The sequence below is a fragment of the Pseudomonas frederiksbergensis genome, from assembly GCF_003732275.1.
GTDB lineage: Bacteria > Pseudomonadota > Gammaproteobacteria > Pseudomonadales > Pseudomonadaceae > Aquipseudomonas > Aquipseudomonas frederiksbergensis_H.
Map to the genome: position 1 here is coordinate 325,843 of NZ_MOBM01000006.1, position 24,660 is coordinate 350,502.

The following is a 24,660-nucleotide window of genomic DNA, read 5'->3' on the forward strand; positions in this document are numbered from 1 at the left end:
AGCAAAAGTGGCCGGGGGATTTGCATCCCCCGGCCAGACCCTCAGTTACGCGAAGGGAAAAGACCGTTCAGGGCGATGCTGAAGTTAAGCACCAGAAACGGATTCATCACCTCCATGGGCAAGCCGTTGCCGGCGGACGAGATTTCCCCCGTTACCGCAGTGGCCACGCCCTTGAGTGGTACAGCCGCGGCACCTTGCTGATCGGAATAAATACTCGCCGAGCCCGGCCCGCCGCCAGAGGCACCGATGTAGGAGTTGGTGGCGGTCGGGTTGGTGACCGGGTTGCTCGCCGGGCTGGCCAGTTGCAGGGTGGTGGTGGCCGTGAGCCCGGACAAGGCGTGGGTGTGGTTGGGCAGGTTAGTGATGGTCGCGGTGACGTTCTCGGTCCCGGAGACTTCGCCGATGACGCGTGGGGTCAGGCCCAAGCCGTTGCCCATGGCGACCGGCATGCGACCTTGCAGGTTGGGCAGCATGAAATTGGTGGTGCCATTACCTCCGAAGTTGACTCCCAGTAGTGCGAAAACCGTGTTGTATTGCGCGATGCTCAGCGTCTGGCCGTTGCATAGGGCCCAGCCGTTGGGCGCGAAGTTAAAGGCGAAAGGCTGGATAGTGCCGATGAATACTTCCATGGTTCCTCATCCCTCAGGTTAGTGTCTGATACGTCACGTTGCAGGCCCGGTTATCCGGGCAGTTCGCGCTGATCAGCCGACTCCTTTCATCTCCGTGGCTGGGTCACGCCACGCCAAAGCGTAGACGCTGATCGGAATGATTGCCGGACGTCGACCATCGCAAGGCCAGCATCGACGTCGGGCTCACGCCTGTCCTACAGTGCTTGGGAAGCTTCGGTTTTCACATGGCCGTTGCAAGGGGAGGTAATGGAGGCGCGCAGAGAAACACCGCTGGGCGATACCCAGGACCCGCATGCGATGCCGGGGTTGTGGGCGGCTGTCCGTCGCTTGCTGCAATGGGCGCGGGAGCACTGGCTGTTGCCGATCCTGGTATTGGCCGCGCTGGTGCGTTTTTACGACCTGACGGCGGCAGCGATCTGGGGCGACGAAGGGTCCAGCCTGTTGCTGAGCCAGTATTCCCTGGCCGGGATCTGGGAACACGCGGCTCATGATGTGCATCCACCCCTGTATTTCATGCTGCTGCACGGCTGGATCGAGCTGTTCGGCGACGGCATTTTTTCGATTCGCAGCCTGAGTGCGCTGCCGGGGATTGTCACGGTGGGTCTCGGCGTCTGGCTGGTGGACCTGCTCGCTACCCGCCGCGCCGCATTGCTGGCCGGGGTTCTGCTGGCGCTGCTACCCACGGCGGTGCGTTACAGCCAGGAAGTGCGGATGTATTCGCTGCTGGGGCTGTGGCTGATCGGTGCCACGATCGCCTTGATGTATTGGATCAGGCGGCCGCAACGCACGCGCTATCTGGTGATTTACACCCTGCTGATGAGTGCGGCGTTCTACACCCATTACTTCACGGCGCTGTGCGTGCTTTGCCACTGGCTGTATCTGGGACTGATCCGCGTGCAATCAGGGTATCGATTGCGGCACATTCAGCGCTCTGGCTGGTGGCTGGCCAATGTGGCGATTGTGGCGTTGTACCTGCCGTGGGTGCCCAACCTGATCGATCTGATCCAGCACATGGATCAGCTCAAAGCCAATGGCGATGTGGGATGGGAGCTCCCTGTCACGCTCGGCTCATTACCTTCGATGATCTGGTCGTTCCTGATCCAGGACGACGGCGAGAGCCTGCCCACGCTGATTTTTATTGCGTTGCCACTGGCGTTGCTGGCCTTGACGGGTGTGGCGCTGGCCAGGGACCGCAGTGTTTTTCGTGGCAGTGCGCTGGCGGTGATCTACACCGTTCTTCCGTTGTTGCTGGTGTTTGCGGTGTCGTTCATATCGCCGGTGTTCGTCGAGCGTTACCTGACCGCGTATGCCCTGGGCTTGCCAATGCTTGTCGCGCTGGCCATCGATCGTTTGTACGCAGACTTCAAGGTATTGGCGCTGGCAGTGCTGATGCTGTTTATCGGCATCGAGCTGGTGGGCCTGAAGAACAATGCCACGGTGGATACCGACGATCAGATCAGCGTCATGGTCAACTACGTGAACCAGCACTTCACGCCCGGTGACCGAATCGTCACCAGCGACATGCTCTGGTATCTGAGTTATGTCTATTACAACCGGACTGACGCCAAACCATTGCTGTACACGCCGCCATTGGCTGATGGCAGGTCGAGCCGGCCGAACGCTTACGGTTTTGGCACGCTGGTGACCAATGATATCTACCTGGATAGCCTCGGCGGTTTGCCCAAAGGCACTGGTCGAGTATGGCTGGTCGGCACCATTGAGGGGGCGGACGAGTTCGCGCCGTTGCCTGCGGGCTGGCAACGCGTCAGCGAAACCCGGGCGGGAGGCGCCGAGGCGCGCTTATATGTGCTGAAGTAACCCGTGATATGAGGCTTATCGATTCATCCTTCAGGTCGTTATATAAATCGTGTTTTCCAGTCGATTTAGCTCCGATTTGATATCAAAACACCACTAGTCGCAACACCATTCATGGTCTACGCTCGTCCTATAAAAGGACTTTTGGTGGGTGAATGGATGCAGCACTTTCACTTTATTTCCGGCTTGCCGCGCTCAGGCTCGACCCTGCTTTCTGCCATTCTTTTGCAGAACCCGCGCTTTCATGCCGGCATGACCAGCCCCGTGGGTGCGCTCTTTTCCGGTGTTCTGGAGCAATGCAGCGCCGGCAGCGAATTTGGTGCGGTGATCGACACCGACCTGCGTCGCCGTCTGTTGCGCGGCCTGTTCGATTCTTTCTACGCCGACAAGGCCGACAAACCGGTGGTGTTCGACACGAACCGCCTGTGGAGTTCGCGCCTGCCGGCGATCAGCGATCTGTTCCCTCAAGCCAAGATCATTGCCTGCGTGCGCAATGTCGCCTGGGTCATGGACAGTATCGAGCGCCTGTACCGCGCCAACCCTTTCGAAAACACCAAGTTGTTCGGCGATGCGGTCGAACGCAACACGGTCTATAGCCGCTGCGAAACCCTGGCTCAGCGTAATCGGCTGGTGGGGTTTTCCTGGGCCGCCCTCAAGGAAGCCTATTACGGCGAACACGCCGACTCGTTGCTGATCATCGATTACGACCTGCTGAGCCAGGCGCCGGAGCGGGTGATGCGGCTGGTCTACGACTTCATCGGCGAACCCTGGTTCGAACATGACTTCGATCATTTGGCTTACGACGCCCCGGAATTCGACCAGGCTCTCGGCCTCTCGGGGTTGCACAAGGTGAAGGCCAAGGTCCAATTGCAATCCAGGCGGACGATCCTGCCGCCGGACTTGTTCAAGCAATACGCCGAGTTGTCCTTTTGGCTCGATGGCTCCGCCAGCGCCGCCAATGTCATTCGTATGAAAGCCGACGCCGCGATCAGTTGATCGCGGCGTTTTCATTGATGCGTCTAAAAGTTCGAGTCCGGGTGAGCAGCATGTGGTGGAGCAAAGGCAAGTCGCGGGTTACCGAAGGCGCACGAGCGTTGGCCTCGCCAATGATCATGTCCCTGGAGCCACGCATGCTGTTCGACGGCGCGGTGGCCGCCACGGTTGCCGACACTGCCCAGGCTGACAGCCATGCCACCGCCGAGGCGGTCAAGGCACCGACGGCCGATCAACCGGTCGCCAGCAAGGACACCCACGGCCAGGCCGATGCCACACCGGCGCCAGCACACGCTGCGGTGCCGGGGCAGAGCGTGGTGTTCGTCGATTCTCGGGTCAAGGACGCCGACAGCCTGCTTCAGGGGGTCGCGCCCGGCACTCAGGTGGTTCAGCTGGATGCCAGCAAAGATGGCCTGCAACAAATCGCTGATTATCTGGACGGCCATCAGGGCGTCAGCTCGGTGCAGATTATCGCCCACGGTAATGCGGGCGATCTGTGGCTGGGCGATAGTTATCTGTCCGCCGATAACGTTGCAGCACGCAGCGCGGTACTGGCGGAAATCGGCAAGGATATGAACGTCGGCGGCGACATTTTGATCTACGGCTGCTACACCGCCGAAGGTGAGCGTGGCTTGAGTTTTGTCGACTCGCTGGCGCAGCTGACCGGCCGCGATGTGGCTGCTTCCAGCAATCGCACCGGGATTGGTGGCGACTGGAATCTGGAAATTGCCACCGGCAACATCGAAAGTGCCAACGTCCTCTCGACCACGGCCATGAGCGACTATCAATGGGGCCTGGCCACCTGGACCGCCACCAACAACGCCAACACGGGCGTCGGCTCACTGCGTGCCGCCATCGCCTCGGCGCAGAACGGCGATATCGTCACCTTTAACAGCAGCATGACGGTGCAACTGACGTCCGAACTGCTGATCAACAAGAACATCACCGTTGATGGCGACTTGAACAACGACGGCGCGGCTGACGTGATTCTCGATGGTCAGTACAGGACCCGAGTGATTGAGGTGGCGTCCGGCAGCATCGTGACGCTCGATGGTCTGGTGATCACCCGGGGCCTGGTGTCGGGCACAGGAGGCAACGGTGGCTACGGCGCCACGGGCTCGATGGCCGGGGGCATTTTCAACGCAGGGATTCTGACCCTGAAAAACGTTACCGTGTCCTCCAACGCCGCTTCCGGTGGCGGTGGCGGCGGCGGTGTCACGGGCGCTTTTTACGGCGGTGGCGGTGGCGGTGGCGGCGGCTTGGGCGGCCAGGGCGGCGGGCATGGCGGTTCGGCAGGGCCGGGCACCGGCACGTTGGGCGGCGGTGCGGGCGGCGGTGGCGTCGGTGGTTACGGTGGCGGTTATGACGCGACCCATATGGGCGGTCGCGGCGGTACCACCACTGGCGGGGCTGGCGGCATAGGCGTTTCCTATTACAGCAACGGCGGTAACGGTGCGACGGCCACCAATGGCACGATTTCCATTGGCGGCGGTGGCGGCGGGGCCGGTTGGGACAAGGTAGGTGGCGCCGGTGGCAACGCTGTGGGCGGGATCTACAACGCCAGCAGCGGCACTATCACCATCGTCGGCACGTCGACCATCAGCAACAACATCGGCGCCGGCGGTGGCGGTGGTGGCGGTGGTGGCCAGGGCAGCAATGCCACCAATGGCGGCGTGGGCGGCCGGGGCGTCGGTGCGATCTGGAACAAAGGCACGCTGTTGATCACGGCAGCCAACTTCGCGGCCATGGCCGGTAATGCCGCGGGCAGTGGTGCAGGCGGTACCGCGCAGGGCGGAGGTACAACCGGCACCTCGCCAACCTCCGTCGCGACCATCTACAACGATGGCGGTGTACTCAACACCGCGTATTCACCACCGCCGACCGCGACCATTGTGGTCGCTGACACCACACTGAGCATCGGCGAAACGTCCTTGGTGACGATCACGTTCTCCGAGGCCGTGACCGGTCTCACCAATGCGGATCTGACCATCGCCAACGGTACGTTGACTGCGGTAACCAGCGGCGATGGCGGCATCACCTGGACGGCAACGTTCACCCCGACCGCCAGTCTTTCCGACACGACCAACGTCATCACCCTGGACAAAACCGGGGTGATCAACGGTCTGGGCACCGCCGGCGTCGGTGTTACCAACTCCAATAACTACGTCGTCGATACGGCGCGGCCAACCGCCAGCATCGTGTTCACCGACACGGCCCTCAGGGTCGGCGAAACGTCGCTGGTGACCATCACCTTCAACGAAGCAGTCACCGGACTCACCAACGCGGATCTGACGATTGCCAACGGTACCTTGAGCACAGTGAGCAGCAGCGACGGCGGCATCACCTGGACGGGGACCTTCACCCCGACCGCCAGTATCACCGATGCGAGCAACCTGATCACCCTGGACAACACCGGGGTCAGCGACCTGGTGGGCAACGCCGGCAGCGGCACTACTGATTCGAACAATTACGCCATCGATACCGTACGGCCAACGGCGACCCTCGTGGTGACGGACACTGCGCTGAAAATTGGCGAAACCTCGCTGGTGACCATCACCTTCTCCGAGGCGGTAAGCGGTTTCACCAACGCCGACCTAACCATCGCCAACGGCACGTTGACCTCGGTGAGCAGCAGCGACGGCGGCATCACCTGGACCGCGACGTTCACCCCGAATGCGAGCATCAATGACACGACCAACCTGATCACCCTGAACAATACCGGGGTCAGCGACCTGGCGGGCAACGCCGGCAGCGGCACCACCGATTCCAACAACTATGCGATCGATACACTCCGTCCGACCGCAACCATCGTGGTAGCGGACACGGCGCTGAGAATCGGCGAGACCTCTCTGGTGACGATCACCTTCAGTGAAGCGGTCAGCGGCTTCACCAACGCCGACCTGACCATCACCAACGGCACGTTGACCTCGGTAAGCAGCAGCGACGGCGGTATCACCTGGACGGCGACCTTCACCCCGACCGCCAGCATTTCCGACACGACCAACCTGATCACCCTGGACAACACCGGCGTGGTTGATCTCGCGGGCAACGCCGGCAGTGGTACTACCGATTCCAACAACTACGCCATCGACACCGTGCGCCCAACGGCCACCATCGTGGTCGCGGACACGGCGCTGAGAATCGGCGAAACCTCGCTGGTGACGATCACCTTCAGTGAAGCGGTAAGCGGTTTTACCAACGCGGACCTGACCATTACCAACGGCACATTGACCTCGGTGAGCAGCGGCGACGGCGGCATCACCTGGACCGCCACCTTCACGCCTTCCGCGAGCATCAACGACACGACCAACCTGATCACTCTGGACAACACCGGCGTGGCCGATCTGGCGGGCAACGCCGGGAGCGGCACCACCGATTCCAACAACTACGCCATCGACACGCTGCGCCCGACCGCCACCATCGTACTGGCCGATACGGCGCTGACAGCGGGTGAAACCTCGCTGGTGACCATTACCTTCTCCGAGGCGGTGACCGGTTTCACCAACGCTGACCTGTCGATTGCCAACGGCACGTTGACCGCGGTGAGTAGCGGTGACGGCGGGATCACCTGGACCGCAACGTTTACCCCGACCGCAGGCATCATCAGCGCGACCAACGTCATCAGTCTGGCCAACACCGGCGTGGCGGATCTGGCGGGCAACACCGGCAGCGGGATCAGTTCTTCGGGCAACTACGCCATCGACACCGCCCCGCCGACCGCGACGATTGTGGTGGCGGACACTGCGTTGAGAATCGGTGAAACGTCACTGGTGACGATCACCTTCAACCAGGCGGTGACCGGTTTCACCAACGCTGACCTGACGATTGCCAACGGCACGTTGACCTCGGTGAGCAGCAGTGACGGCGGCATCACCTGGACCGCCACGTTCACCCCGACCGCGAGCATCACCGACACGACCAACCTGATCACATTGGACAACACCGGCGTGCAGGCTGCTGCCACCGGCAATGTGGGCAGCGGCACGACCAGTTCCAACAACTACGCTATCGACACCTTGCGGCCGACGGCCACCATCGTGGTCGCGGACACGGCGCTGAGAATCGGCGAAACCTCTCTGGTGACCATCACCTTCTCCGAAGCGGTCAGCGGTTTCACCAATGCGGACCTGACCATCACCAACGGCACGTTGACCTCGGTGAGCAGCAGCGACGGCGGCATTACCTGGACCGCGACGTTCACCCCGACCGCGAGCATCAACGACACGACCAACCTGATCACTCTGGACAACACCGGCGTGGTTGATCTGGCGGGTAACGCCGGCAGCGGCACCACCGATTCCAACAACTACGCCATCGACACGCTGCGTCCCACTGCGACCATCGTTCTGGCCGACCCTACCCTGAGTGCCGGCGAAACCTCGCTGGTGACCATCACCTTCTCCGAGGCGGTGACCGGTTTCACCAACGCTGACCTGAGCATCGCCAACGGCACGTTGACCGCGGTGAGCAGCAGTGACGGCGGGATCACTTGGACCGCGACCTTCACGCCAACCGTCGGTGTGAATGACCCGAGCAATGTCATTACCCTGGCCAATACCGGTATGACCGATGTGGCCGGCAACACCGGCAGTGGCACCACCAACTCTGGCAACTACACCATCGATACGGTGCTGCCGACGGCCACTATTGTCGTTGCCGACAATGCGTTGAGCGTCGGTGAAACGTCGCTGGTGACCATCACCTTCAGCGAAGCCGTCAGCGGTTTCTCCAATGCCGATCTGACTATCGCCAATGGCACCTTGACCTCGGTGAGCAGCAGTGATGGCGGCATCACCTGGACCGCAACCTTTACGCCGACCAATGCCATCACCGACACCAGCAACGTCATTACCCTGGACAACAGCGGTGTGCAAAACGGCTCGGGCAACGCCGGTAGCGGCACCACCGATTCCAACAACTACGCCATCGACACCGTGCGCCCGACGGCCACCATCGTGGTTGCAGACACGGCGCTGAGAATCGGCGAAACCTCTCTGGTGACCATCACCTTCTCCGAAGCGGTGAGCGGTTTCACCAATGCGGACCTGACCATCACCAACGGCACGTTGACCTCGGTGAGCAGCAGCGACGGCGGCATTACCTGGACCGCGACGTTCACCCCGACCGCGAGCATCAACGACACGACGAACCTGATCACCCTGGACAACACCGGCGTGGCCGATCTGGCGGGCAACGCCGGCAGCGGCACCACCGACTCCAACAACTACGCTATCGACACGCTGCGCCCGACCGCCACCATTGTGCTGGCCGATACGGCGCTGACCGCGGGCGAAACCTCGCTGGTGACCATTACCTTCTCTGAGGCGGTGACCGGTTTCAACAACGCTGACCTGTCGATTGCCAACGGCACGTTGACCGCGGTGAGCAGCAGTGACGGCGGGATCACCTGGACCGCGACCTTCACGCCAACCGTCGGTGTGAATGACCCGAGCAATGTCATTACCCTGGCCAATACCGGTGTGACCGATGTGGCCGGCAACACCGGCAGTGGCACCACCAACTCTGGCAACTACACCATCGATACGGTGCTGCCGACGGCCACTATTGTCGTTGCCGACAATGCGTTGAGCGTCGGTGAAACGTCGCTGGTGACCATCACCTTCAGTGAAGCGGTCAGCGGTTTCTCCAATGCCGATCTGACCATCGCCAATGGTACGTTGACCTCGGTGAGCAGCAGTGATGGCGGCATCACCTGGACCGCAACCTTTACGCCGACCAATGCCATCTCCGATACCAGTAACGTCATCACCCTGGACAACAGCGGTGTGCAAAACGGCTCGGGCAACGCCGGTAGCGGCACCACCGATTCCAACAATTACGCCATCGACACCGTGCGCCCGACGGCCACCATCGTGGTCGCGGACGCGGCGCTGGCGGTGGGTCAAACATCAGTGGTAACCATCACGTTCTCAGAGGCGGTCACCGGTTTTACCACGGCCGACCTGACGGTGAGCAACGGTACCCTGAGCAATCTGAGCACCAGCGATAACATCACCTATACCGCCACCCTGACGCCGACGGCGAGCGTCACCGATTCGACCAACCTGATTACCCTGGACAACACCGGGGTGATCGATGGGGCCGGCAACACGGGCGCCGGTACCACCGATTCGAATAACTACGCCATCGACAGCCAACGCCCGACCGCCACCATCGTGTTGAGCGATACGACCCTGAAACCGGGGGAAACCGCGCTGGTGACCATTACCTTCAGCGAGGCGGTAACGGGTTTCGACAACAGTGACCTGAGCATCGCCAATGGCACCTTGAGCGCGGTGAGCAGCAGCGACGGCGGCCTCACCTGGACCGGGACCTTCACCCCGACGGCCGGGATTACCGATGCCAGCAACATTATCACCCTGAGCAACAGCGGCGTCTCTGATGTGGCCGGCAATACCGGGGCGGGCACCACCAACTCGGCCAACTATGTGGTGGAAACCGAGGTGCCGACCGCCACCATCGTGGTGGCCGACAATGCGCTGAAGGTCGGTGAAACCTCGTTGGTCACCATCACGTTCAGCTCGGCGGTCAGCGGTTTTGACAATGCCGACCTGACGGTAGCCAACGGCACCCTCAGCAACGTTTCGTCCGTCGATGGTGGCGTGACCTGGACCGCAACCTTCACACCTACGGTCAGCGTGACGGACACCACTAACCTGATCAGCCTGGACAACAGCGGTGTGACCAACGCGTCGGGCAACAGCGGTGTTGGCGTAACCGATTCCAACAACTACGCAATCGACACCGTTCGCCCGACCGCGACCATTGTGGTGGCGGACAACAAGCTGGGCATTGGTGAAACCACCACGGTGACCATTACCTTCAGCGAAGCGGTGTCCGGTTTCGATTTGTCGGACCTCAGCGTGGCCAATGGCGTGCTGTCCAGCCTGGCCAGCAGCGACGGCGGTGTGACCTGGACTGCCACGCTTACGCCGACCGCGAGCCTTAACGATGCGACCAACCTGATCCTGCTCGACAGCGGCAATGTGCTCGACGCGGCGGGCAATGCCGGCGCCAGTATCGCCATTTCCAACAACTATGCGCTCGATGCGACTCGCCCGACCGTCACTATCGTGGTTGCCAACCCGAACCTGGGCATTGGCCAGACGACGCTGGTGACCTTCACGTTCAACGAGGCGGTAAGCGACTTCGATTTGTCGGACCTGAGCGTGACCAACGGCGAGTTGACCAATCTGGCCAGCAGCGACGGCGGCAAGACCTGGACCGGAACGTTCACACCTACCGCGAACATCACCGACCCGAGCAACTTCATTGCGCTGGACACCAGCAATGTGACGGACCTGGCGGGCAACATTGGCGCCAGCGTTGCGGTATCCAACAACTACGCCATCGATGGCGAACGGCCGACGGCGACGGTGGTGGTTGCCAACCCGAACCTGGGCGTGGGTCAGACCTCATTGGTGACCTTCATCTTCAACGAAGCGGTGAGTGGCTTCGACCTGTCCGACATCAGCGTGGCGAACGGCACACTATCCAGTCTGAGCAGCAGCGATGGCGGTAGAACCTGGACCGCGACCCTGACGCCGAACGCCAACGTCAGCAGTGGCAACAATGCGATCAGCCTGAGTGTCGCGGGGGTCAGCGATTCAGCAGGCAACACGGGCAGCGGTGTCAGCCTATCGAACAGCTATGCGATCAATACGGTCGTTGCACCGTCATCGCCGATTGTGGTGGTACCGCCGGATCCGGAATTCCGGATCACGGATCCTGTCACCGTGCCCGATCTGCCCAACGTGCCATTGCAACCGATTATCTTCACCCCACCCACTGGCGATCTCGGTTCGCCGCTGACCTTTACCCCGCTGTTTGAACAACGGGTGATCGGCAACGGCATTCGGCCTCTGGGCGATATTTTCATGAGCCACGGGGCGCTGACGCCTAGCTTTATCGCGCAGGTATTCAGCAGCAGTGACAACGGTGGCGACGGCTCAGGCCACGGCTTCCTCGGTTTCGGCGGGGGCGACGGCGGGGTCTTTGGCAGCAGCACGCTGTCGAATCTGTTCAATCAGGACATTGGTAGCGAGGGGGATTCGCTGAGCACCTTCGGTAATAACTCAATCAGGATGGGAGATGCTTCCCAAGGGCTGCGCGGCGTGTTTGGCGCACCGAGTCTGGGTCAGCAGTTGCAACAACTCAAAGACACCGAGCAGCGGCAGGTCGAAAGCCTGGCCGCGGCTTTGCAACAGGTCGGCATCAGTGAAATGCAGGCCTGAAAAAACCATTAAAGCAGGGCGGCATCTGGGGGCTCCAAGGATGAAGAGAAGTCAGAAGTTATTCGGCGCCAGCCTGCTGGCGCTGGCGATCAGCGGGTGTGCAGTCACCAGTGAACCGATCGAACGCAGCGTCAGCCAACAGCGCGCCAAAAGCGATCTGCAAAACATGTACAAGGGGCAGGAGCCCCTAAGCGGCCCACTGACCCTGCACCAGGCCATGGCCCGCGCGGTGAAATACAACCTCGAAGGCCGGCTCAAGATCATGGAAGAGGCCTTGGCCAAGCGCCAACTCGACCTCGCCAGTTTCGACATGCTGCCACGCATGGCACTGGACGCCGGGTACGTGGGGCGTAATAACGTCAGCGCTTCCAGCAGTCGGAGCGTGGAAACCGGCGCCCAATCCCTGGAACCGTCAACCTCCCAGGACCGCGACCGTGAAGTGGCGGACCTGACCATGGTCTGGAACGTGCTCGACTTCGGCGTCAGCTATATCAGCGCTAAACAGCAGGGCGATCAGCGGCTGATCGTGCAGGAGCGTCGGCGCAAGGTGATCAACACCATCGTTCAGGACGTGCGCTCGGCCTATTGGCGAGCCATGGCCGCCGAACGTTTGCTCAAGCAGATCGACAACCTGATGGCCCGGGTCGAAACCGCTCGCAACAATAGCCAGAGCATGAGCGAGCAGCGCATCGGCGATCCGATTCAGTCGTTGGGTTATCAGCGCTCACTGATCGAAGCGACCCGCCAACTGGAAGAACAGCGCCGGGCGTTGTCGCTGGCCAAAACCGAACTGGCCACCCTGATCAATCTGCCGCTGGGCACCGACCTGAAGCTGGCGACCCAGGACGATTACATCATCCCTGAGCTCAAAATCGACCTCGCCAGCCTGGAACAGGAAGCCCTGACCAGCCGGCCAGAATTGCGTGAGCAGGACTACCAGACCCGCATCAGCGCCGCCGAAACCCGCAAAGCCATGCTGCGTCTGCTGCCGGGGCTGGAGTTTTCCGCCGGTGGGCATTACGACAGCAACTCGTTTTTGGTGGAGCAGGGCTGGGCGGATTACGGGGTGAAAGTCACTTGGAACCTGTTCAATGTGATTTCCGCACCGGCCGCGATCGACGTTGCCAAGGCCGGTGAAGAAGTCGCCACGGCGCGTCGACAGGCGATGTCGATTGCCGTACTGGCGCAGCTTTACGTGGCCAACGCCAACTATCGCGAGGCGATGCGGCAGTTCAAGACCAACCAGCAATTGTCGAACATTGACGGACAGATCGTCGGCCAACTGCGCAACCGCTATCAGGCGGCCGGGCTGGGCGAACTGGATCTGATCCAGGGCGAGCTCAACACCTTGCAGGCCGATCTGCGTCGCGACTTGTCTTACGCCGACCTGCGCAACGCTTACGGGCAAATCTTCGCCAGCGCCGGTCTCGATCCGCTGCCGGACGAAGTGCAATCGACCGAAGTCCAGTCCATCGCCACCGCCCTGGCCAATCGCGAAGAGGCGTGGGCGGCGGGCAACATCTTAGTGCCGGTGGCCCATGCCCCGGTCCAATAACCTGCTGGCGCCGACGGCGAGCATCAGCCGCGCCCAAAGGGAGACCCGCAACGGCCATCGTGGTGCGGCGATTCTGCTGACCGGTTTACCGGCCGCGGGCAAGTCGACATTGGCCCAGGCACTGCACACCGAGTTGTTCGAGCACGGCGTACAGAGTGTGGTGCTCGATGGCGACGGACTGCGGGTCGGGCTCAATCGCGATCTGGGGTTTACCGACAGCGATCGCCTGGAAAACATCCGCCGCGCCAGCGAACTGGCGGTGCTGTTGGTCGAGAACGGGCAGATCGTCATCCTGGCGATGATCGCGCCCTTGGTGGAGTTGCGTGAAGTGTTCGCCCGACGGCTGGGTGAGGATTACCGCGAAGTCTGGTGCAGCGCCTCTTTGGCCGTGTGTGAACAGCGTGATCCCAAAGGTCATTACGCCCGGGCTCGACGGGGTGAGTTGGCGGGGTTTACCGGTGTCTCCGCGCCTTACGAACCACCACCGTGTGCGTCGCTGGTGCTCGACACGGGCGCGCAGTCGGTCGTGGCCTGTCTCGACCGTTTGCTGACCTGGCTCGGCGAGTGCGCGGTGCTGCCGAAACGATGAGCCGGCCAGCCTTCTCCCGCTTGCCGGTAACGGTGGATTTGCCGATGCTGTTGCAGGCGCTGGCGGCAATAGGCGAGGACGACTGGCACAGCCACTTCAATAGTGATTATTACGCTGGCGACTGGAGCGGTGTGGCGCTGATTTCCGCGGCCGATGCCTTGACTGAACTGTCGCCCGGTCGCGGCGAAACTCTTTTGCGGGCGCCCTGGCTGCAAGATGTTCGATGGCAGCAAGGGCTGCGGGATCTGCCGCTGCAGGTCGTCTGCGCGCGCCTGTTGCGGCTCGGCCCGGGCGGGCGCATTCACGAGCATCGCGACTATGACCTGGGCGAGCCGGACGCTGATTTGCGTCTGCACATTCCGCTGCTCAGCCCACCCCAAGTGGACTTTCTGCTGGACGGCCAACGCATGCCGATGGCCGCTGGCGAATGCTGGTTTCTCGATCTGTCGCGGCCTCATCGTGTGGACAATCGCGACACTCAGGCACGGATTCATCTGGTGCTCGATTGCCGGCCCGGTGCCTGGCTGGAGCAGGCGATTATCGACGGGCTGGCAACCACGCCGTCGCCGGAAATCGGTCATGACGCTTTTACGCAGTTCCAGGCGTTGGTGGCCAGTGATCCGCAGCTGTGCAAGTCCTTGCAGGGCTTGCAGGACAACCAAGCCTTTATCGCCCGCACCCTGGAACTGGCCGCCGAGCGTGGACTTGCGTTCACCCGTGAAGAACTGTGCGCGGCGATGCGCGACGGTCGCCGTCAATGGAATGAACAATGGAGTGCCTGAACCTCGAAGGCTGGTTGCCGATCCGCGTCTGGCAAGAGGCCGGGCAATGGCAAGTCGACTGGTGCTGGTTTGGTGACGCGCGCCTGCATCAGCCGTTTTTTCGTGATGCGGTGGAGGATGCGCTGCGGCTGCCGTTCAATCAGGCGTTTCGCCGAAAAACTGCATTGTCGACCCTCGCGGACTGGCAGGTTTGCAGCCCCGGTCTGACGCCGAGCGCTTTTATCTTTCACGCCTCTCGCTGCGGCTCGACCCTGATCAGCCAGATGCTCGCGCAACTCGACAATCACATCGTCATCAGCGAACCACCGCCGCTGGATGCGTTGCTGCGCAGTGATTTGCCCGCCGTCGAGCGCCGTGCCGCCATCAAAGGGTTGCTATCTGCCTATGGGCAACGTCGGCTCGCCAGGGAACAACGACTGGTGATCAAACTCGACGCCTGGAACATCGGTGAATTGCCGTTGCTGCGCGAGTGCTTCCCCGAAACGCCGTGGCTGTTTCTTTATCGCGATCCACTGGAAATTGCTGTCTCGCATCTGCGTCGCCCGGGCATGCACATGGTGCCGGGGATGATCGGGGTGGACGAATTTCCGTTCAGCAGCCGTGAGGATTACATCGCCCGACGATTGGGGCGGTTGCTGGTATCGGGATTGGCGCAATGCCGGGCGTTTGGCGGATGGGCGGTGAATTACAGCGAACTGCCGCAGGCCATGGCGGGGCGGTTGGCAGCGTTTTTTGCGTTGGATCTCGAGCAGCGCAGGCAAGTGTTTGCGGCGGTGGGGCAACATGCCAAGCAGCCGTCACAGGTGTTTGTTGGAGACAGCGATGACAAGCGTCGTGAAGCCTCGGTGTTGCTTCGTGAGCGGGTGGACCACTGGGCGTGGGAGCCTTATGAGGCATTGGAAAAAGATCGCAGCCTTCGGCAGCTCCTACAATGGCCCGGCGTACACCTGTAGGAGCTGCCGAAGGCTGCGATCTTTTGGAGGCTAGAGATTATTCCTCAAGGTTTCGACGACAAATCCGCCATCCCCTTGAGCAACTCGATCGGCAGCGGGAAGACGATGGTTGAACTCTTGTCCCCGGCAATCGAACTCAGCGTCTGCATGTAACGCAACTGCATGGCCCCCGGCTGACGCCCGAGCATTTCAGCAGCCTGCATGAGTTTTTCCGAAGCCTGCAATTCGCCTTCGGCGTGGATCACCTTGGCCCGACGTTCCCGTTCAGCCTCGGCCTGTTTGGCGATGGCACGAATCATCGATTCGTTGAGGTCCACGTGCTTGATCTCGACATTGGCCACCTTGATGCCCCAGGTATCGGTCTGCGCATCGAGCACTTGCTGGATATCGACGTTCAGGCGTTCCCGTTCGGCCAGCAATTCATCGAGTTCATGTTTACCGAGTACTGCCCGCAATGTGGTCTGCGCCAGTTGGCTGGTGGCCATGAGAAAGTCTTCGACCTGAATGATCGCCCTTTGCGGATCGAGCACGCGGAAATACAGCACCGCATTGACCTTGACCGAGACGTTATCGCGGGTGATCACGTCTTGCGGCGGCACGTCGAGCACCACGGTACGCAGGTCGACGCGAACCATTTGCTGAACCACCGGAATCAGCAGGATCAGGCCGGGGCCTTTGACCTGCCAGAAGCGTCCGAGCTGGAACACCACGCCACGCTCATATTCGCGCAGGATGCGGAAGGTCGACCCCGCCAGTGCAATCAGCAATAAAAGCAGCGCGGCAAAACCCAGTTGCAGGCCCATAACTATTCTCCGCCATCATTGTTCATTGCGGGCGCCGCGTCAGCCGCGGCCACTTCCAGCAGTAGACCCTTGCGTGCCACCACCCGGACCTGTTGACCCGGTTGAAGCGGTGTTTCGCTCAATACCTGCCATTGTTCGCCTTGCAGATGGACCCAGCCGATATACGCATCGCCAGCCTGCAACGACGTTACCGGCGTCACGCTGCCGAGTAATGCGTCATCGCCGCTGACGTTGTGGCGCGGTCGGGTTTTCAAGGCGTGGATCAGCAGGAAAATCAGCAGCAAGGCACTGATCAACCCCAAGCCGATCATCAACGGAACAGGGACCTCGGTATTGGTCAGAATCACCGCCCCGATCACGAACATCACAATGCCGCCCAGGCCGACCACGCCGTAATTGGGCAAGGCCGCCTCGGCAATCAGAAACGCTATGCCGAACGTGATCAGCCAGATCCCGATAGGGTTGGGAACCAGCAGGACGACGGTGTCCGCTGCGAAGACCGATCCGCTCAAGGCCAACAGCAGCGCAATTGCACAGCAACGAGTGTTCACTTGACCCTCCGGGAGAGTCATCCGTCCGCGAGCCGTTCATGACTCTGTATACAAGTCTAGTTGAGCCTGCACTTGTATGAATTTTGACCAGTTGTCGACAGCATCCGACGGGCGGATTTCCCGCCGGATCCCACCAGTGGGCCTAGACTTTTAAAGGAGACAAAAAAGCTAACCACCGTCCGCGATTCGTTGCTGCGGACACCGAGGTGCATCATGCGTATGGCAAAAACCGTGCAGAACAGCCTGGAAAAGGCTCACTGCGAATATGACATCGTTTCCCACCCGCACTCGGCCAGCAGCCTTGAAACGGCTCGGCTCGCGGGAATTCCTGCCGAACGGGTCGCCAAATCGGTGATTCTCGACGATCACCACGGGCATTACTTGATGGCCGTGCTACCCGCCAGCCGTCACCTGGACCTGAGCAAAGTACGTGGCAGCAGCGAATGGCAAGTCACCCGTGAAAGCAACCTGCCGCACCTGTTCGACGATTGCGAACGCGGCGCCGTGCCTGCACTGGGCGAATCCTACGGGATGGACATGGTCATCGACCCTCTGCTGACCCGGCAGAAAGACATCTACCTCGAAGCCGGCAACCACAACAATCTGGTACACATGAGCGTGCCGGAATTTTTGAAAATGGTGCCGCATGCCGAGGTGTGCGAGTTGAGTCAGTCGGCGTAGCGTCGACATAACTGCCGTCATCGCGGGCAAGCCTCGCTCCTACAGGAATTGCGAAAACCCTGTGGGAGCGAGGCTTGCCCGCGAATAGCCGCGCCACGGTCACCCATCCAATACGCAATCACGAAGGAGCCAAACATGGAATCCCCTACCCACAGCCTCCCCAACCTGTTCAAACAACTCGGCCTGCCCGATGACGCTGAAAGCATCGATAAATTCATCGCTACCCATTCACCGCTCAAACCCGAACTGCACCTGGCGGACGCGTTCTTCTGGAACGAGAGCCAGGCAGAGTTGCTGCGTGAGGAGATTCTGGATGATGCGGATTGGGCGGAGGTGGTGGATCAGCTGGATGTAATGCTGAGGAAGGGGCGGGGGGTGTAACAGTCATCTTTCTGGTGGCCACTGTCGGGACGTATGCGCTAGAGCGAGTATCCAGATCGCATCTGGCCCCAATTCATAAACGACGCGATAGCTCTGATGTGGAATTAACTCGCGAGTACCTGCAATGATTCCGACAGGGCCGCTTTCAGGGTATTGGGCAATGCGGGATATCGCGTTTTTGAAGCGGTTGTCCATGTCGATGGCGGCTTGCGGGTTGACGGCATGCAGGTAATCCCAAATGTCTGCACGATCCTGTGCTGCTGTTGGCGTCCAGATTATCTTCATTCTTGTATAGCTGCTCGCACTCGCCTGGCAGTGAATTCTGCTTCAACTTCTTCATTTGTCAGACCATCCCCAGCGCGCATGGACACTCGGGCCTTGTCGACCTTACGTTGCAGGAATGCTTCGTACTCGCGCGATTCTCGTTGGGTTTGAACGAATTGACGCATCATTTCCCTGACGATTTGAGAGGCAGGACGATGAGAAGCTTCTGCTTCGGCCATGAACTGTTCACGCAATTCGGGTTCGAGTTTCATCGTAAAAACGGCTTGTTTTGACATGTCCAAGTCCTCGGAATATGTACTGACGAAGTATATACACCTTCACTACTTTCTTTGGTCAAGCAGTCGCTTGTCACGACAGACGGCGGCAAATTGTTTCAAAACTTGACCAACTTTCCCCTCCAATGCCATATTGATAGTTAGCAAACTAACTGTGTGTGCATCCCCTCGTGCCAAAGAACCTCGACGCTCTCCAGATGAACATCAGCAGCTCCATGGTGGTGGCCGCCAGGCATTGGCGGAAGATCTGTCAGACCACGCTGGTCAACTATGGAATCTCCGAAGCCTGCGCTGTGCCGTTGTTGATGATCGGGCGTTTGGGCGAGGGTGTACGGCAGGTGACGGTCGCGCAGGCGGCGGGGATGGAGAGTCCTTCTCTGGTGCGTTTGCTGGATCAGCTGTGCCATGCCGGTTACGTCTGCCGTACCGAAGACGTTCATGACCGGCGCGCCAAATGCCTGAGCCTGACCGCGACCGGTCGCGAGCTGGTGCAGGCAGTTGAAATCGAGTTGGTGCGTTTGCGCCATGAAGTGCTCGAAGGGATTGCCCCGAGTGATCTGGAAGCGGCGCTGCGGGTACTGAAAGCTTTCGAAGCGGCCGATCATTCAGCGGTGGCCCATCCTTGAACGGTTTTTTCACCGGTGTGCCTCCGGCGCGGGACTGGTTCTACGGTGTGCGCACGTTCGCGGCATCGATGATCGCGCTGTACATCGCCATGCTTATGCAAATGCCCCGTCCGTATTGGGCGATGGCTACGGTGTACATCGTTTCCAGCCCGTTCGTCGGTCCTACCAGTTCCAAGGCGTTGTACCGCGCCGTTGGCACTTTGCTCGGTGCGGCGGCGACGGTTTTTTTCGTGCCGATGTTTGTGCAGAGCCCTTATGTGCTGGTGGTGGTCATCGCCCTGTGGACCGGGATTTTGCTATTTCTGTCCTTGCACCTGCGCACTGCCAACAGCTACGCCTTGATGCTCGCCGGTTACACCTTGCCGCTGATCGCCCTGCCGGTGGTGGATAACCCGCTGGCGGTATGGGACGTGGCCGAGGCGCGCACCGAAGAGATCTTTCTCGGCATCGCCTGCGCGGCAGTGGTCGGCGCCATGTTCTGGCCGCGGCGGCTGGCGCCGGTGTTCAACGATTCGGTGAATAAATGGTTCGCCGATGCCTCGACCTACAGCCTGCGCTTCCTCAGTCGCAACGTGCAGCCGGACGAAGTCAGTGCCCTGCGTTCATCGATGGTGGCGAACTTCAACAGCCTGGAATTGATGATCGGTCAGTTGCCCCACGAGGGCGCGCGGCCGCAGACAGTGCGTAATACCAAGGAACCGCGCGGGCGAATGATCCATCTGCTGCCGGTGATCGATGCCCTCGACGACGCGCTCTATGCCCTCGAGCGGCGCACGCCGGAGCTTGTGGATAAGTTCGCGCCACTGCTGACCGCGACCGCCGAATGGCTTGACCACAAAGACGCGGACCTCGACCGCTGGCAGGCCCTGAAAAGCCAGCTCCAAGCGCTGCAACCGAACGCCGAGGCGCTGGACGATCGCAAGCAGTTGTTGTTCTCCAACGCCCTGTATCGCCTCGGCGAATGGATCGATGTGTGGCAAGACTGCCGCAGCCTGCAATACGCCATTCAGTGCGAGAGCCAGGACAGTTGGCGTGCGGTGTATCGGCACTGGCGCCTCGGTCGGCTGTCGCCGTTTCTCGACCGTGGGTTGATGCTCTATTCGGCCGCGTCCACGGTCACCGCCATCATCGTCGCCTCGGTGCTGTGGATTCTGCTCGGTTGGACCGACGGCGGTAGCGCGGTGATCCTGGCGGCGGTGGCGTGCAGTTTTTTCGCTTCGATGGACGACCCGGCGCCGCAGATCTACCGGTTCTTTTTCTGGACCGCGATGTCGGTGCTGTTCGCCAGCCTTTATCTGTTTCTGATCCTGCCGAACTTGCATGACTTCCCGATGCTGGTGTTGGCGTTTGCCATCCCGTTCATTTGCGTCGGCACCCTGACGGTGCAGCCGCGTTTCTACCTGGGCATGCTGCTGACCATCGTCAACACGTCGTCCTTCATCAGCATTCAGGGCGCCTACGACGCGGATTTCCTCAGCTTCGCCAACTCCAACCTGGCTGGTCCCATGGGCTTGCTGTTCGCGTTCATCTGGACCCTGATCGCCCGGCCATTCGGCGCGGAACTGGCGGCCAAGCGCCTGACCCGTTTCAGCTGGCGCGACATCGTCAGCCTCACCGAGCCGGCTTCGTTGGCCGAACACCGGCAATTGGGCGTGCAGATCCTCGATCGTCTGATGCAGCACTTGCCGCGGCTGGCCATGACCGGCCAGGACACCGGGATCGCACTGCGGGAAGTGCGCGTGGCGTTGAATCTGCTCGACCTGCTGGCTTATACGCCGCGTGTGGTGGGCGTGCCGCAGGTGCTGCTGCAGCAAGTGGTGGCCGAAGTCGGTGAGTACTTCAAGGCCTGTCTCAAGGCCGACGAACGTCTGCCAGCGCCGAGCCCGTTGCTGATGACCCTCGATCGCACCCGTCGCGCCCTCGATACCGAGTGCGACGACGGCGCCCGTCTGCATTTGCTGCACGCCCTGAGCGGCTTGCGCCTGGCCTTACTGCCGGGTGTGGAGTTCGTCGGCACAGGCGAGCTTGAAGAACCGCTTCCCCATGGCATCGATGGAGCGCCTTTATGATCGGTGATCTGGATATCAGCGGGGTGTTCCTGCCCACGCTGCTGGTGCTGATGGGCATTACCTACGTGTTGTACCTGTTGGTTCACGGGTTGCTGACGCGCCTGCACTTTTACCGTCTGGTCTGGCACCGGGCATTGTTCAACGTGGGTCTCTACGCCTTGCTCCTCGGCGCCGTGGACTCACTCAGTCGATACCTGATGACATGAAAAAACCTTTTTTGACCCTCGGCCGCGTGGTCCTGACGCTGTTGATCGTGACCTTCGCCGTTGTCGTGGTCTGGCGCATGGTCATGTATTACATGTTCGCGCCCTGGACCCGGGACGGGCACATCCGCGCCGACATCGTGCAAATCGCCCCGGACGTGTCGGGGCTGATCCAGCAAGTGGAGGTGCGCGACAACCAATGGGTGAAACGCGGCCAGGTGCTGTTCAGCATCGATCAGGACCGTTTCAAACTGGCGTTGCGCCAAGCAAAAGCTGCCGTCGCCGACCGCCAGGAAACCCTGGCCCAGGCTCAACGCGAGGCCAAGCGTAACCGTGGCCTCGGCAATCTGGTCCCGGCCGAACAACTGGAGGAAAGCCAATCCCGTGTCGCCCGTGCCGAAGTGGCGTTAATGGAAGCGCAGGTGACGGTGGACAGCGCCCAGCTCAACCTCGACCGCTCGCTGATCCGCAGCCCGGTGGATGGCTACGTCAACGACCGTGCGCCGCGTTCCCAGGAGTTCGTCACCGCCGGGCGGCCGGTGTTGTCGGTGGTGGACAGCAACTCCTTCCACATCGACGGTTATTTCGAAGAAACCAAGCTGGATGGCATTCATGTCGGCCAAGGCGTCGATATTCGGGTCGTCGGCGACCGCGCTCGGCTGCGTGGGCACGTGGAAAGCATTGTCGCCGGCATCGAAGACCGCGATCGCAGCAGCGGCAGCAACCTGTTGCCCAACGTCAATCCGGCGTTCAGCTGGGTGCGGCTGGCGCAGCGGATTCCGGTACGAATCGCTTTCGACGAGGTGCCAGCGGACTTCCGCATGATTGCCGGCCGCACGGCCACGGTGTCGATCATCGACGATCAAGCCGGGGAGCCGGCGCAATGAGCAGGGCCTCTGGATTGGCGGTGGCCGGGTTAGGGCTGCTGCTGTCGGCCTGTCAGGTGGTCGGGCCGGATTATCACTTGCCGGACGAGGCCGCCGTGCACCGTGACGACTTTCAGGGCGATCTGACGGTGAACGGCAAAAATGTCGTTTCGGCACCAGTGCCCAGCGATTGGTGGCGGTTGTATCAGGATCCGCGTCTGGACCAATTGGTGCAGCAGGCCATGGCCTCCAACACCGATTTACGGGTGGCGGCGGCGAATCTTTCGCGGGCTCGCGCTCAGGTCGACGAAGCGCAGGCGGCGGGCGGTTGGAGCGGCGGCGTGAAAGTCGGCGCCCAGCGTTTGCAGGAGTCCGGCGAGGCGTTCTTGCTGGCGGATAAAGTACCGGTGGCCAACGTCGGTGACATCGGCATCACCACGTCCTATCAGTTCGACCTGTTTGGCACGTTGCAGCGCGGCATCGAAGCGGCCAAAGCCAATGCCGATGCGACTCAGGCGGCAGCGGACACTGCGCGCATCACGCTGGTGGCCGATGTGGTGCGGGCTTACACCCAAGTCTGCGCGGCCAACGAAGAGCGGGAGATCGCTCAGCATTCTCTCGACCTGCAAGCCCAGAGCACCACGCTGACCCAGCGTTTGCGCGATGCCGGGCGCGGTGATGAAACCCAGGTCACCCGTTCGCAAACCCAATTCAAATCCTTGCGCGCCGAATTGCCGCGTTATGAAGCCGCACGTCAGGCCGGACTGTTCCGCTTGTCGATGCTGCTGGCCAAACCGGTCGAGCAATTGCCTGCGGGCACCAGCGACTGCGCCGAGCTGCCGAAAATTGCGCAATTGTTGCCGGTGGGTGACGGCGCCACGCTGCTCAAGCGTCGACCCGACGTGCGGCAAGCCGAGCGCAGATTGGCGGCCGCAACCGCCGGTATCGGCATTGCAACCGGCGAGTTGTACCCGGACATCAGCATCGGCGCGACCGTTGGTACGGTCGGGATTCTGGAAAACCTCGGCAAACCGGCGACCAATCGCTGGGGCTTCGGCCCGTTGCTGAGCTGGACCGTGCCGTCCAACGGCTCTCGCGCGCGAATCCGTGAGGCCGAAGCCGCGACCCAAGGCGCGCTGGCGCATTTTGATGGCGTGGTGCTTAACGCCATCCGCGAGACTCAGACTGGCTTGGCGCAATATTCCGCGCAGCTTCAGCGCCGCGATGCGTTGGCAGATGCCGAACAATCGGCACAACTGGCGGCAGACCAGACCCACCGCTTCTTTCAGGCCGGCCGCGCGTCGTTTTTGGCTGACCTGCAAGCCACCCGCACCTACACCGACGTACGGGCGCAACTGGCTTCGGCCAACACCCAAGTCGCCATGAGCCAGATCGATTTGTTCCTTGCTTTGGGCGGCGGCTGGGAAAGCGGACGAACGCAAGGGTCACAACCCGGCAAACCCTGAGGCCGTTGCTATGCTTTGATTTGATGGGGGCGCGCGGCGAACCCGTCGATCAGGCTTGCGTTGGTCATGGGGATCTAATAATGAAAAACCCTTATGCTCCTGGCTTCTGGTGCGCCATTGCGGCATTGGTTTTGCTGTCGGCCACCTATTTCTACGGCGTCATGCTGGCCCACCAGCTCGACACGGCGCTGATATTCCTCGACAGCGCGGTGGCGTTGATCGCCGTGATGGCTATCGTGGTGGTCGCCTGGGCGTCATTACAGGGCCAGCGCATCAAGAAACGACAACTCGAACAAGGCAAGACCCTGGTGCTGATCTGGGACACCAAGGTGGCTTTGCGTCGCGTCGAAACGGTGTTCGACCGGTATTTCTGGGGCAGTTACTGGCAACCGGGGCGCACCTTCCAGGAAGTCATGGGCGAACTCACCGGCACGCCGCTGGAAAAAAGCCTCGAAACCTTGAAGAAACAATGCCTGGCGCTGGACAAGCAAGTGGCCGACGAGGGGTGGCACTGGCTCAACAATGCGCGAGAGCTGTCCGATGTCGCCAACGCCATGGCCCGTGAACGCTATCAGCTGGATTTCTGCGACCCGCGCGCGGAAGTGACCGGCGGGGCGGTGATCAATCGGGATTTTGAAGTGCTGGTGTATACGTGGACTGCGCGGCTCAAAAGCTTCGATCATCAGCTTGATGAGATCGAGGTCCAGTATTCCTGATCCGGTGTTGGCGGGACTGACGCCTTCGCGAGCAAGCCCACTCCTACAGGGGGAACGCATTCCAATAATGTGGGAGCGGGCTTGCTCGCGAAGGCGATCGAATGACCGCCGAAACTCTCGACCCTTGCCAGTTGTCCACAGGCTGCCGCATCCCATAGACACTCTTT

Annotated in this window: 20 protein-coding genes; 15 read left to right on the plus strand and 5 right to left on the minus strand. The window is 61.1% G+C overall.

The genetic code is table 11. The features are described from left to right. Positions 1-41 precede the first annotated feature (41 nt). Positions 42-629 (minus strand): phage tail protein, encoded by a 588-nt coding sequence (locus tag BK662_RS05270; protein WP_123357208.1) that lies wholly within the window; start codon positions 627-629, stop codon positions 42-44. Positions 630-875: 246 nt separating this feature from the next. Between BK662_RS05270 and BK662_RS05275 the strand changes: the two genes are divergently transcribed. From BK662_RS05275 to BK662_RS05305, 7 genes are all read left to right on the plus strand, one after another. After that, positions 876-2,447 carry a glycosyltransferase family 39 protein gene (locus BK662_RS05275; RefSeq protein WP_123357209.1) on the plus strand — a complete coding sequence of 524 codons (1,572 nt, stop codon included), beginning with the start codon at positions 876-878 and terminating at the stop codon, positions 2,445-2,447. 156 nt (positions 2,448-2,603) lie between these two features. After that, positions 2,604-3,440: a sulfotransferase family protein gene (locus BK662_RS05280; RefSeq protein WP_038978410.1), complete on the plus strand. Its 837-nt coding sequence runs from the start codon at positions 2,604-2,606 to the stop codon at positions 3,438-3,440. 50 nt (positions 3,441-3,490) lie between these two features. After that, complete coding sequence (locus BK662_RS05285) at positions 3,491-11,692, plus strand: Ig-like domain-containing protein (RefSeq protein WP_123357210.1); 8,202 nt, start codon at positions 3,491-3,493, stop codon at positions 11,690-11,692. A 40-nt stretch (positions 11,693-11,732) separates the two neighbouring features. After that, complete coding sequence (locus BK662_RS05290) at positions 11,733-13,247, plus strand: TolC family protein (protein ID WP_123357211.1); 1,515 nt, start codon at positions 11,733-11,735, stop codon at positions 13,245-13,247. Next, complete coding sequence (gene cysC / locus BK662_RS05295) at positions 13,231-13,836, plus strand: adenylyl-sulfate kinase (protein WP_123357212.1); 606 nt, start codon at positions 13,231-13,233, stop codon at positions 13,834-13,836. The genes BK662_RS05290 and cysC overlap by 17 nt, the downstream gene beginning before the upstream one ends. Continuing rightward, entirely contained in the window at positions 13,833-14,618 is a 786-nt protein-coding gene (locus BK662_RS05300) for an aspartyl/asparaginyl beta-hydroxylase domain-containing protein (RefSeq protein ID WP_123357282.1), read from the plus strand. Before cysC ends, BK662_RS05300 begins: the two co-directional genes overlap by 4 nt. Beyond that, positions 14,606-15,571, plus strand: a complete 966-nt coding sequence (locus BK662_RS05305; protein WP_123357213.1) for a sulfotransferase family protein — start codon at positions 14,606-14,608, stop codon at positions 15,569-15,571. Before BK662_RS05300 ends, BK662_RS05305 begins: the two co-directional genes overlap by 13 nt. Positions 15,572-15,615: 44 nt before the next feature. Here BK662_RS05305 and BK662_RS05310 read toward each other — a convergent pair whose 3' ends face one another. Together BK662_RS05310 and BK662_RS05315 are read right to left on the minus strand one after the other, a co-directional pair. Further along, positions 15,616-16,374 (minus strand): slipin family protein, encoded by a 759-nt coding sequence (locus BK662_RS05310; RefSeq protein ID WP_123357214.1) that lies wholly within the window; start codon positions 16,372-16,374, stop codon positions 15,616-15,618. A gap of 2 nt (positions 16,375-16,376) precedes the next feature. Next, positions 16,377-16,925: an NfeD family protein gene (locus BK662_RS05315; protein WP_123357215.1), complete on the minus strand. Its 549-nt coding sequence runs from the start codon at positions 16,923-16,925 to the stop codon at positions 16,377-16,379. Positions 16,926-17,138: 213 nt separating this feature from the next. Here BK662_RS05315 and BK662_RS05320 point away from each other — a divergent pair, with 213 nt between their 5' ends. Together BK662_RS05320 and BK662_RS05325 are read left to right on the plus strand one after the other, a co-directional pair. Next, complete coding sequence (locus tag BK662_RS05320; RefSeq protein ID WP_123357216.1) at positions 17,139-17,606, plus strand: aminoacyl-tRNA deacylase; 468 nt, start codon at positions 17,139-17,141, stop codon at positions 17,604-17,606. Between the two features lie 135 nt (positions 17,607-17,741). Next, positions 17,742-17,987, plus strand: coding sequence for a DUF2789 domain-containing protein (locus BK662_RS05325; RefSeq protein WP_123357217.1), 246 nt, complete (start codon positions 17,742-17,744; stop codon positions 17,985-17,987). Positions 17,988-17,990: 3 nt separating this feature from the next. Here BK662_RS05325 and BK662_RS05330 read toward each other — a convergent pair whose 3' ends face one another. After that, positions 17,991-18,272 carry a type II toxin-antitoxin system RelE/ParE family toxin gene (locus tag BK662_RS05330; protein WP_123357218.1) on the minus strand — a complete coding sequence of 94 codons (282 nt, stop codon included), beginning with the start codon at positions 18,270-18,272 and terminating at the stop codon, positions 17,991-17,993. Further along, a complete protein-coding gene (locus tag BK662_RS05335; protein ID WP_008068580.1) occupies positions 18,269-18,547 on the minus strand; it encodes a hypothetical protein in 279 nt (92 codons plus the stop codon). Before BK662_RS05335 ends, BK662_RS05330 begins: the two co-directional genes overlap by 4 nt. A gap of 197 nt (positions 18,548-18,744) precedes the next feature. On the opposite strand from BK662_RS05335, the gene BK662_RS05340 reads away from it, so the two are divergent. From BK662_RS05340 to BK662_RS05365, 6 genes are all read left to right on the plus strand, one after another. Continuing rightward, complete coding sequence (locus BK662_RS05340) at positions 18,745-19,173, plus strand: MarR family winged helix-turn-helix transcriptional regulator (protein WP_123357219.1); 429 nt, start codon at positions 18,745-18,747, stop codon at positions 19,171-19,173. Further along, positions 19,170-21,242: an FUSC family protein gene (locus BK662_RS05345; RefSeq protein ID WP_123357220.1), complete on the plus strand. Its 2,073-nt coding sequence runs from the start codon at positions 19,170-19,172 to the stop codon at positions 21,240-21,242. The genes BK662_RS05340 and BK662_RS05345 overlap by 4 nt, the downstream gene beginning before the upstream one ends. Further along, positions 21,239-21,448 carry a DUF1656 domain-containing protein gene (locus BK662_RS05350; protein WP_030128598.1) on the plus strand — a complete coding sequence of 70 codons (210 nt, stop codon included), beginning with the start codon at positions 21,239-21,241 and terminating at the stop codon, positions 21,446-21,448. Before BK662_RS05345 ends, BK662_RS05350 begins: the two co-directional genes overlap by 4 nt. Further along, the gene (locus tag BK662_RS05355) at positions 21,445-22,332 is read left to right on the plus strand and encodes an efflux RND transporter periplasmic adaptor subunit (RefSeq protein WP_123357221.1); all 888 of its coding nucleotides are present in this window, start codon (positions 21,445-21,447) and stop codon (positions 22,330-22,332) included. Before BK662_RS05350 ends, BK662_RS05355 begins: the two co-directional genes overlap by 4 nt. Next, positions 22,329-23,777, plus strand: a complete 1,449-nt coding sequence (locus BK662_RS05360; RefSeq protein ID WP_123357222.1) for an efflux transporter outer membrane subunit — start codon at positions 22,329-22,331, stop codon at positions 23,775-23,777. The genes BK662_RS05355 and BK662_RS05360 overlap by 4 nt, the downstream gene beginning before the upstream one ends. A gap of 80 nt (positions 23,778-23,857) precedes the next feature. Next, positions 23,858-24,493, plus strand: a complete 636-nt coding sequence (locus tag BK662_RS05365; RefSeq protein WP_123357223.1) for an NADH:ubiquinone oxidoreductase subunit N — start codon at positions 23,858-23,860, stop codon at positions 24,491-24,493. Positions 24,494-24,660 lie beyond the last annotated feature (167 nt).

Excerpts from the sequence above, each read along its gene's own strand:
- BK662_RS05290 (WP_123357211.1), top strand. The coding sequence starts at position 11,733 with ATGAAGAGAAGTCAGAAGTTATTCGGCGCCAGCCTGCTGGCGCTGGCG.
- BK662_RS05330 (WP_123357218.1), bottom strand. The coding sequence starts at position 18,272 with ATGAAGATAATCTGGACGCCAACAGCAGCACAGGATCGTGCAGACATT.
- BK662_RS05355 (WP_123357221.1), top strand. The coding sequence starts at position 21,445 with ATGAAAAAACCTTTTTTGACCCTCGGCCGCGTGGTCCTGACGCTGTTG.
- cysC (WP_123357212.1), top strand. The coding sequence starts at position 13,231 with ATGCCCCGGTCCAATAACCTGCTGGCGCCGACGGCGAGCATCAGCCGC.
- BK662_RS05275 (WP_123357209.1), top strand. The coding sequence starts at position 876 with ATGGAGGCGCGCAGAGAAACACCGCTGGGCGATACCCAGGACCCGCAT.
- BK662_RS05270 (WP_123357208.1), bottom strand. The coding sequence starts at position 629 with ATGGAAGTATTCATCGGCACTATCCAGCCTTTCGCCTTTAACTTCGCG.
- BK662_RS05320 (WP_123357216.1), top strand. The coding sequence starts at position 17,139 with ATGCGTATGGCAAAAACCGTGCAGAACAGCCTGGAAAAGGCTCACTGC.
- BK662_RS05325 (WP_123357217.1), top strand. The coding sequence starts at position 17,742 with ATGGAATCCCCTACCCACAGCCTCCCCAACCTGTTCAAACAACTCGGC.
- BK662_RS05305 (WP_123357213.1), top strand. The coding sequence starts at position 14,606 with ATGGAGTGCCTGAACCTCGAAGGCTGGTTGCCGATCCGCGTCTGGCAA.
- BK662_RS05310 (WP_123357214.1), bottom strand. The coding sequence starts at position 16,374 with ATGGGCCTGCAACTGGGTTTTGCCGCGCTGCTTTTATTGCTGATTGCA.
- BK662_RS05350 (WP_030128598.1), top strand. The coding sequence starts at position 21,239 with ATGATCGGTGATCTGGATATCAGCGGGGTGTTCCTGCCCACGCTGCTG.
- BK662_RS05340 (WP_123357219.1), top strand. The coding sequence starts at position 18,745 with ATGAACATCAGCAGCTCCATGGTGGTGGCCGCCAGGCATTGGCGGAAG.
- BK662_RS05360 (WP_123357222.1), top strand. The coding sequence starts at position 22,329 with ATGAGCAGGGCCTCTGGATTGGCGGTGGCCGGGTTAGGGCTGCTGCTG.
- BK662_RS05365 (WP_123357223.1), top strand. The coding sequence starts at position 23,858 with ATGAAAAACCCTTATGCTCCTGGCTTCTGGTGCGCCATTGCGGCATTG.
- BK662_RS05300 (WP_123357282.1), top strand. The coding sequence starts at position 13,833 with ATGAGCCGGCCAGCCTTCTCCCGCTTGCCGGTAACGGTGGATTTGCCG.
- BK662_RS05285 (WP_123357210.1), top strand. The coding sequence starts at position 3,491 with ATGTGGTGGAGCAAAGGCAAGTCGCGGGTTACCGAAGGCGCACGAGCG.
- BK662_RS05280 (WP_038978410.1), top strand. The coding sequence starts at position 2,604 with ATGCAGCACTTTCACTTTATTTCCGGCTTGCCGCGCTCAGGCTCGACC.
- BK662_RS05335 (WP_008068580.1), bottom strand. The coding sequence starts at position 18,547 with ATGTCAAAACAAGCCGTTTTTACGATGAAACTCGAACCCGAATTGCGT.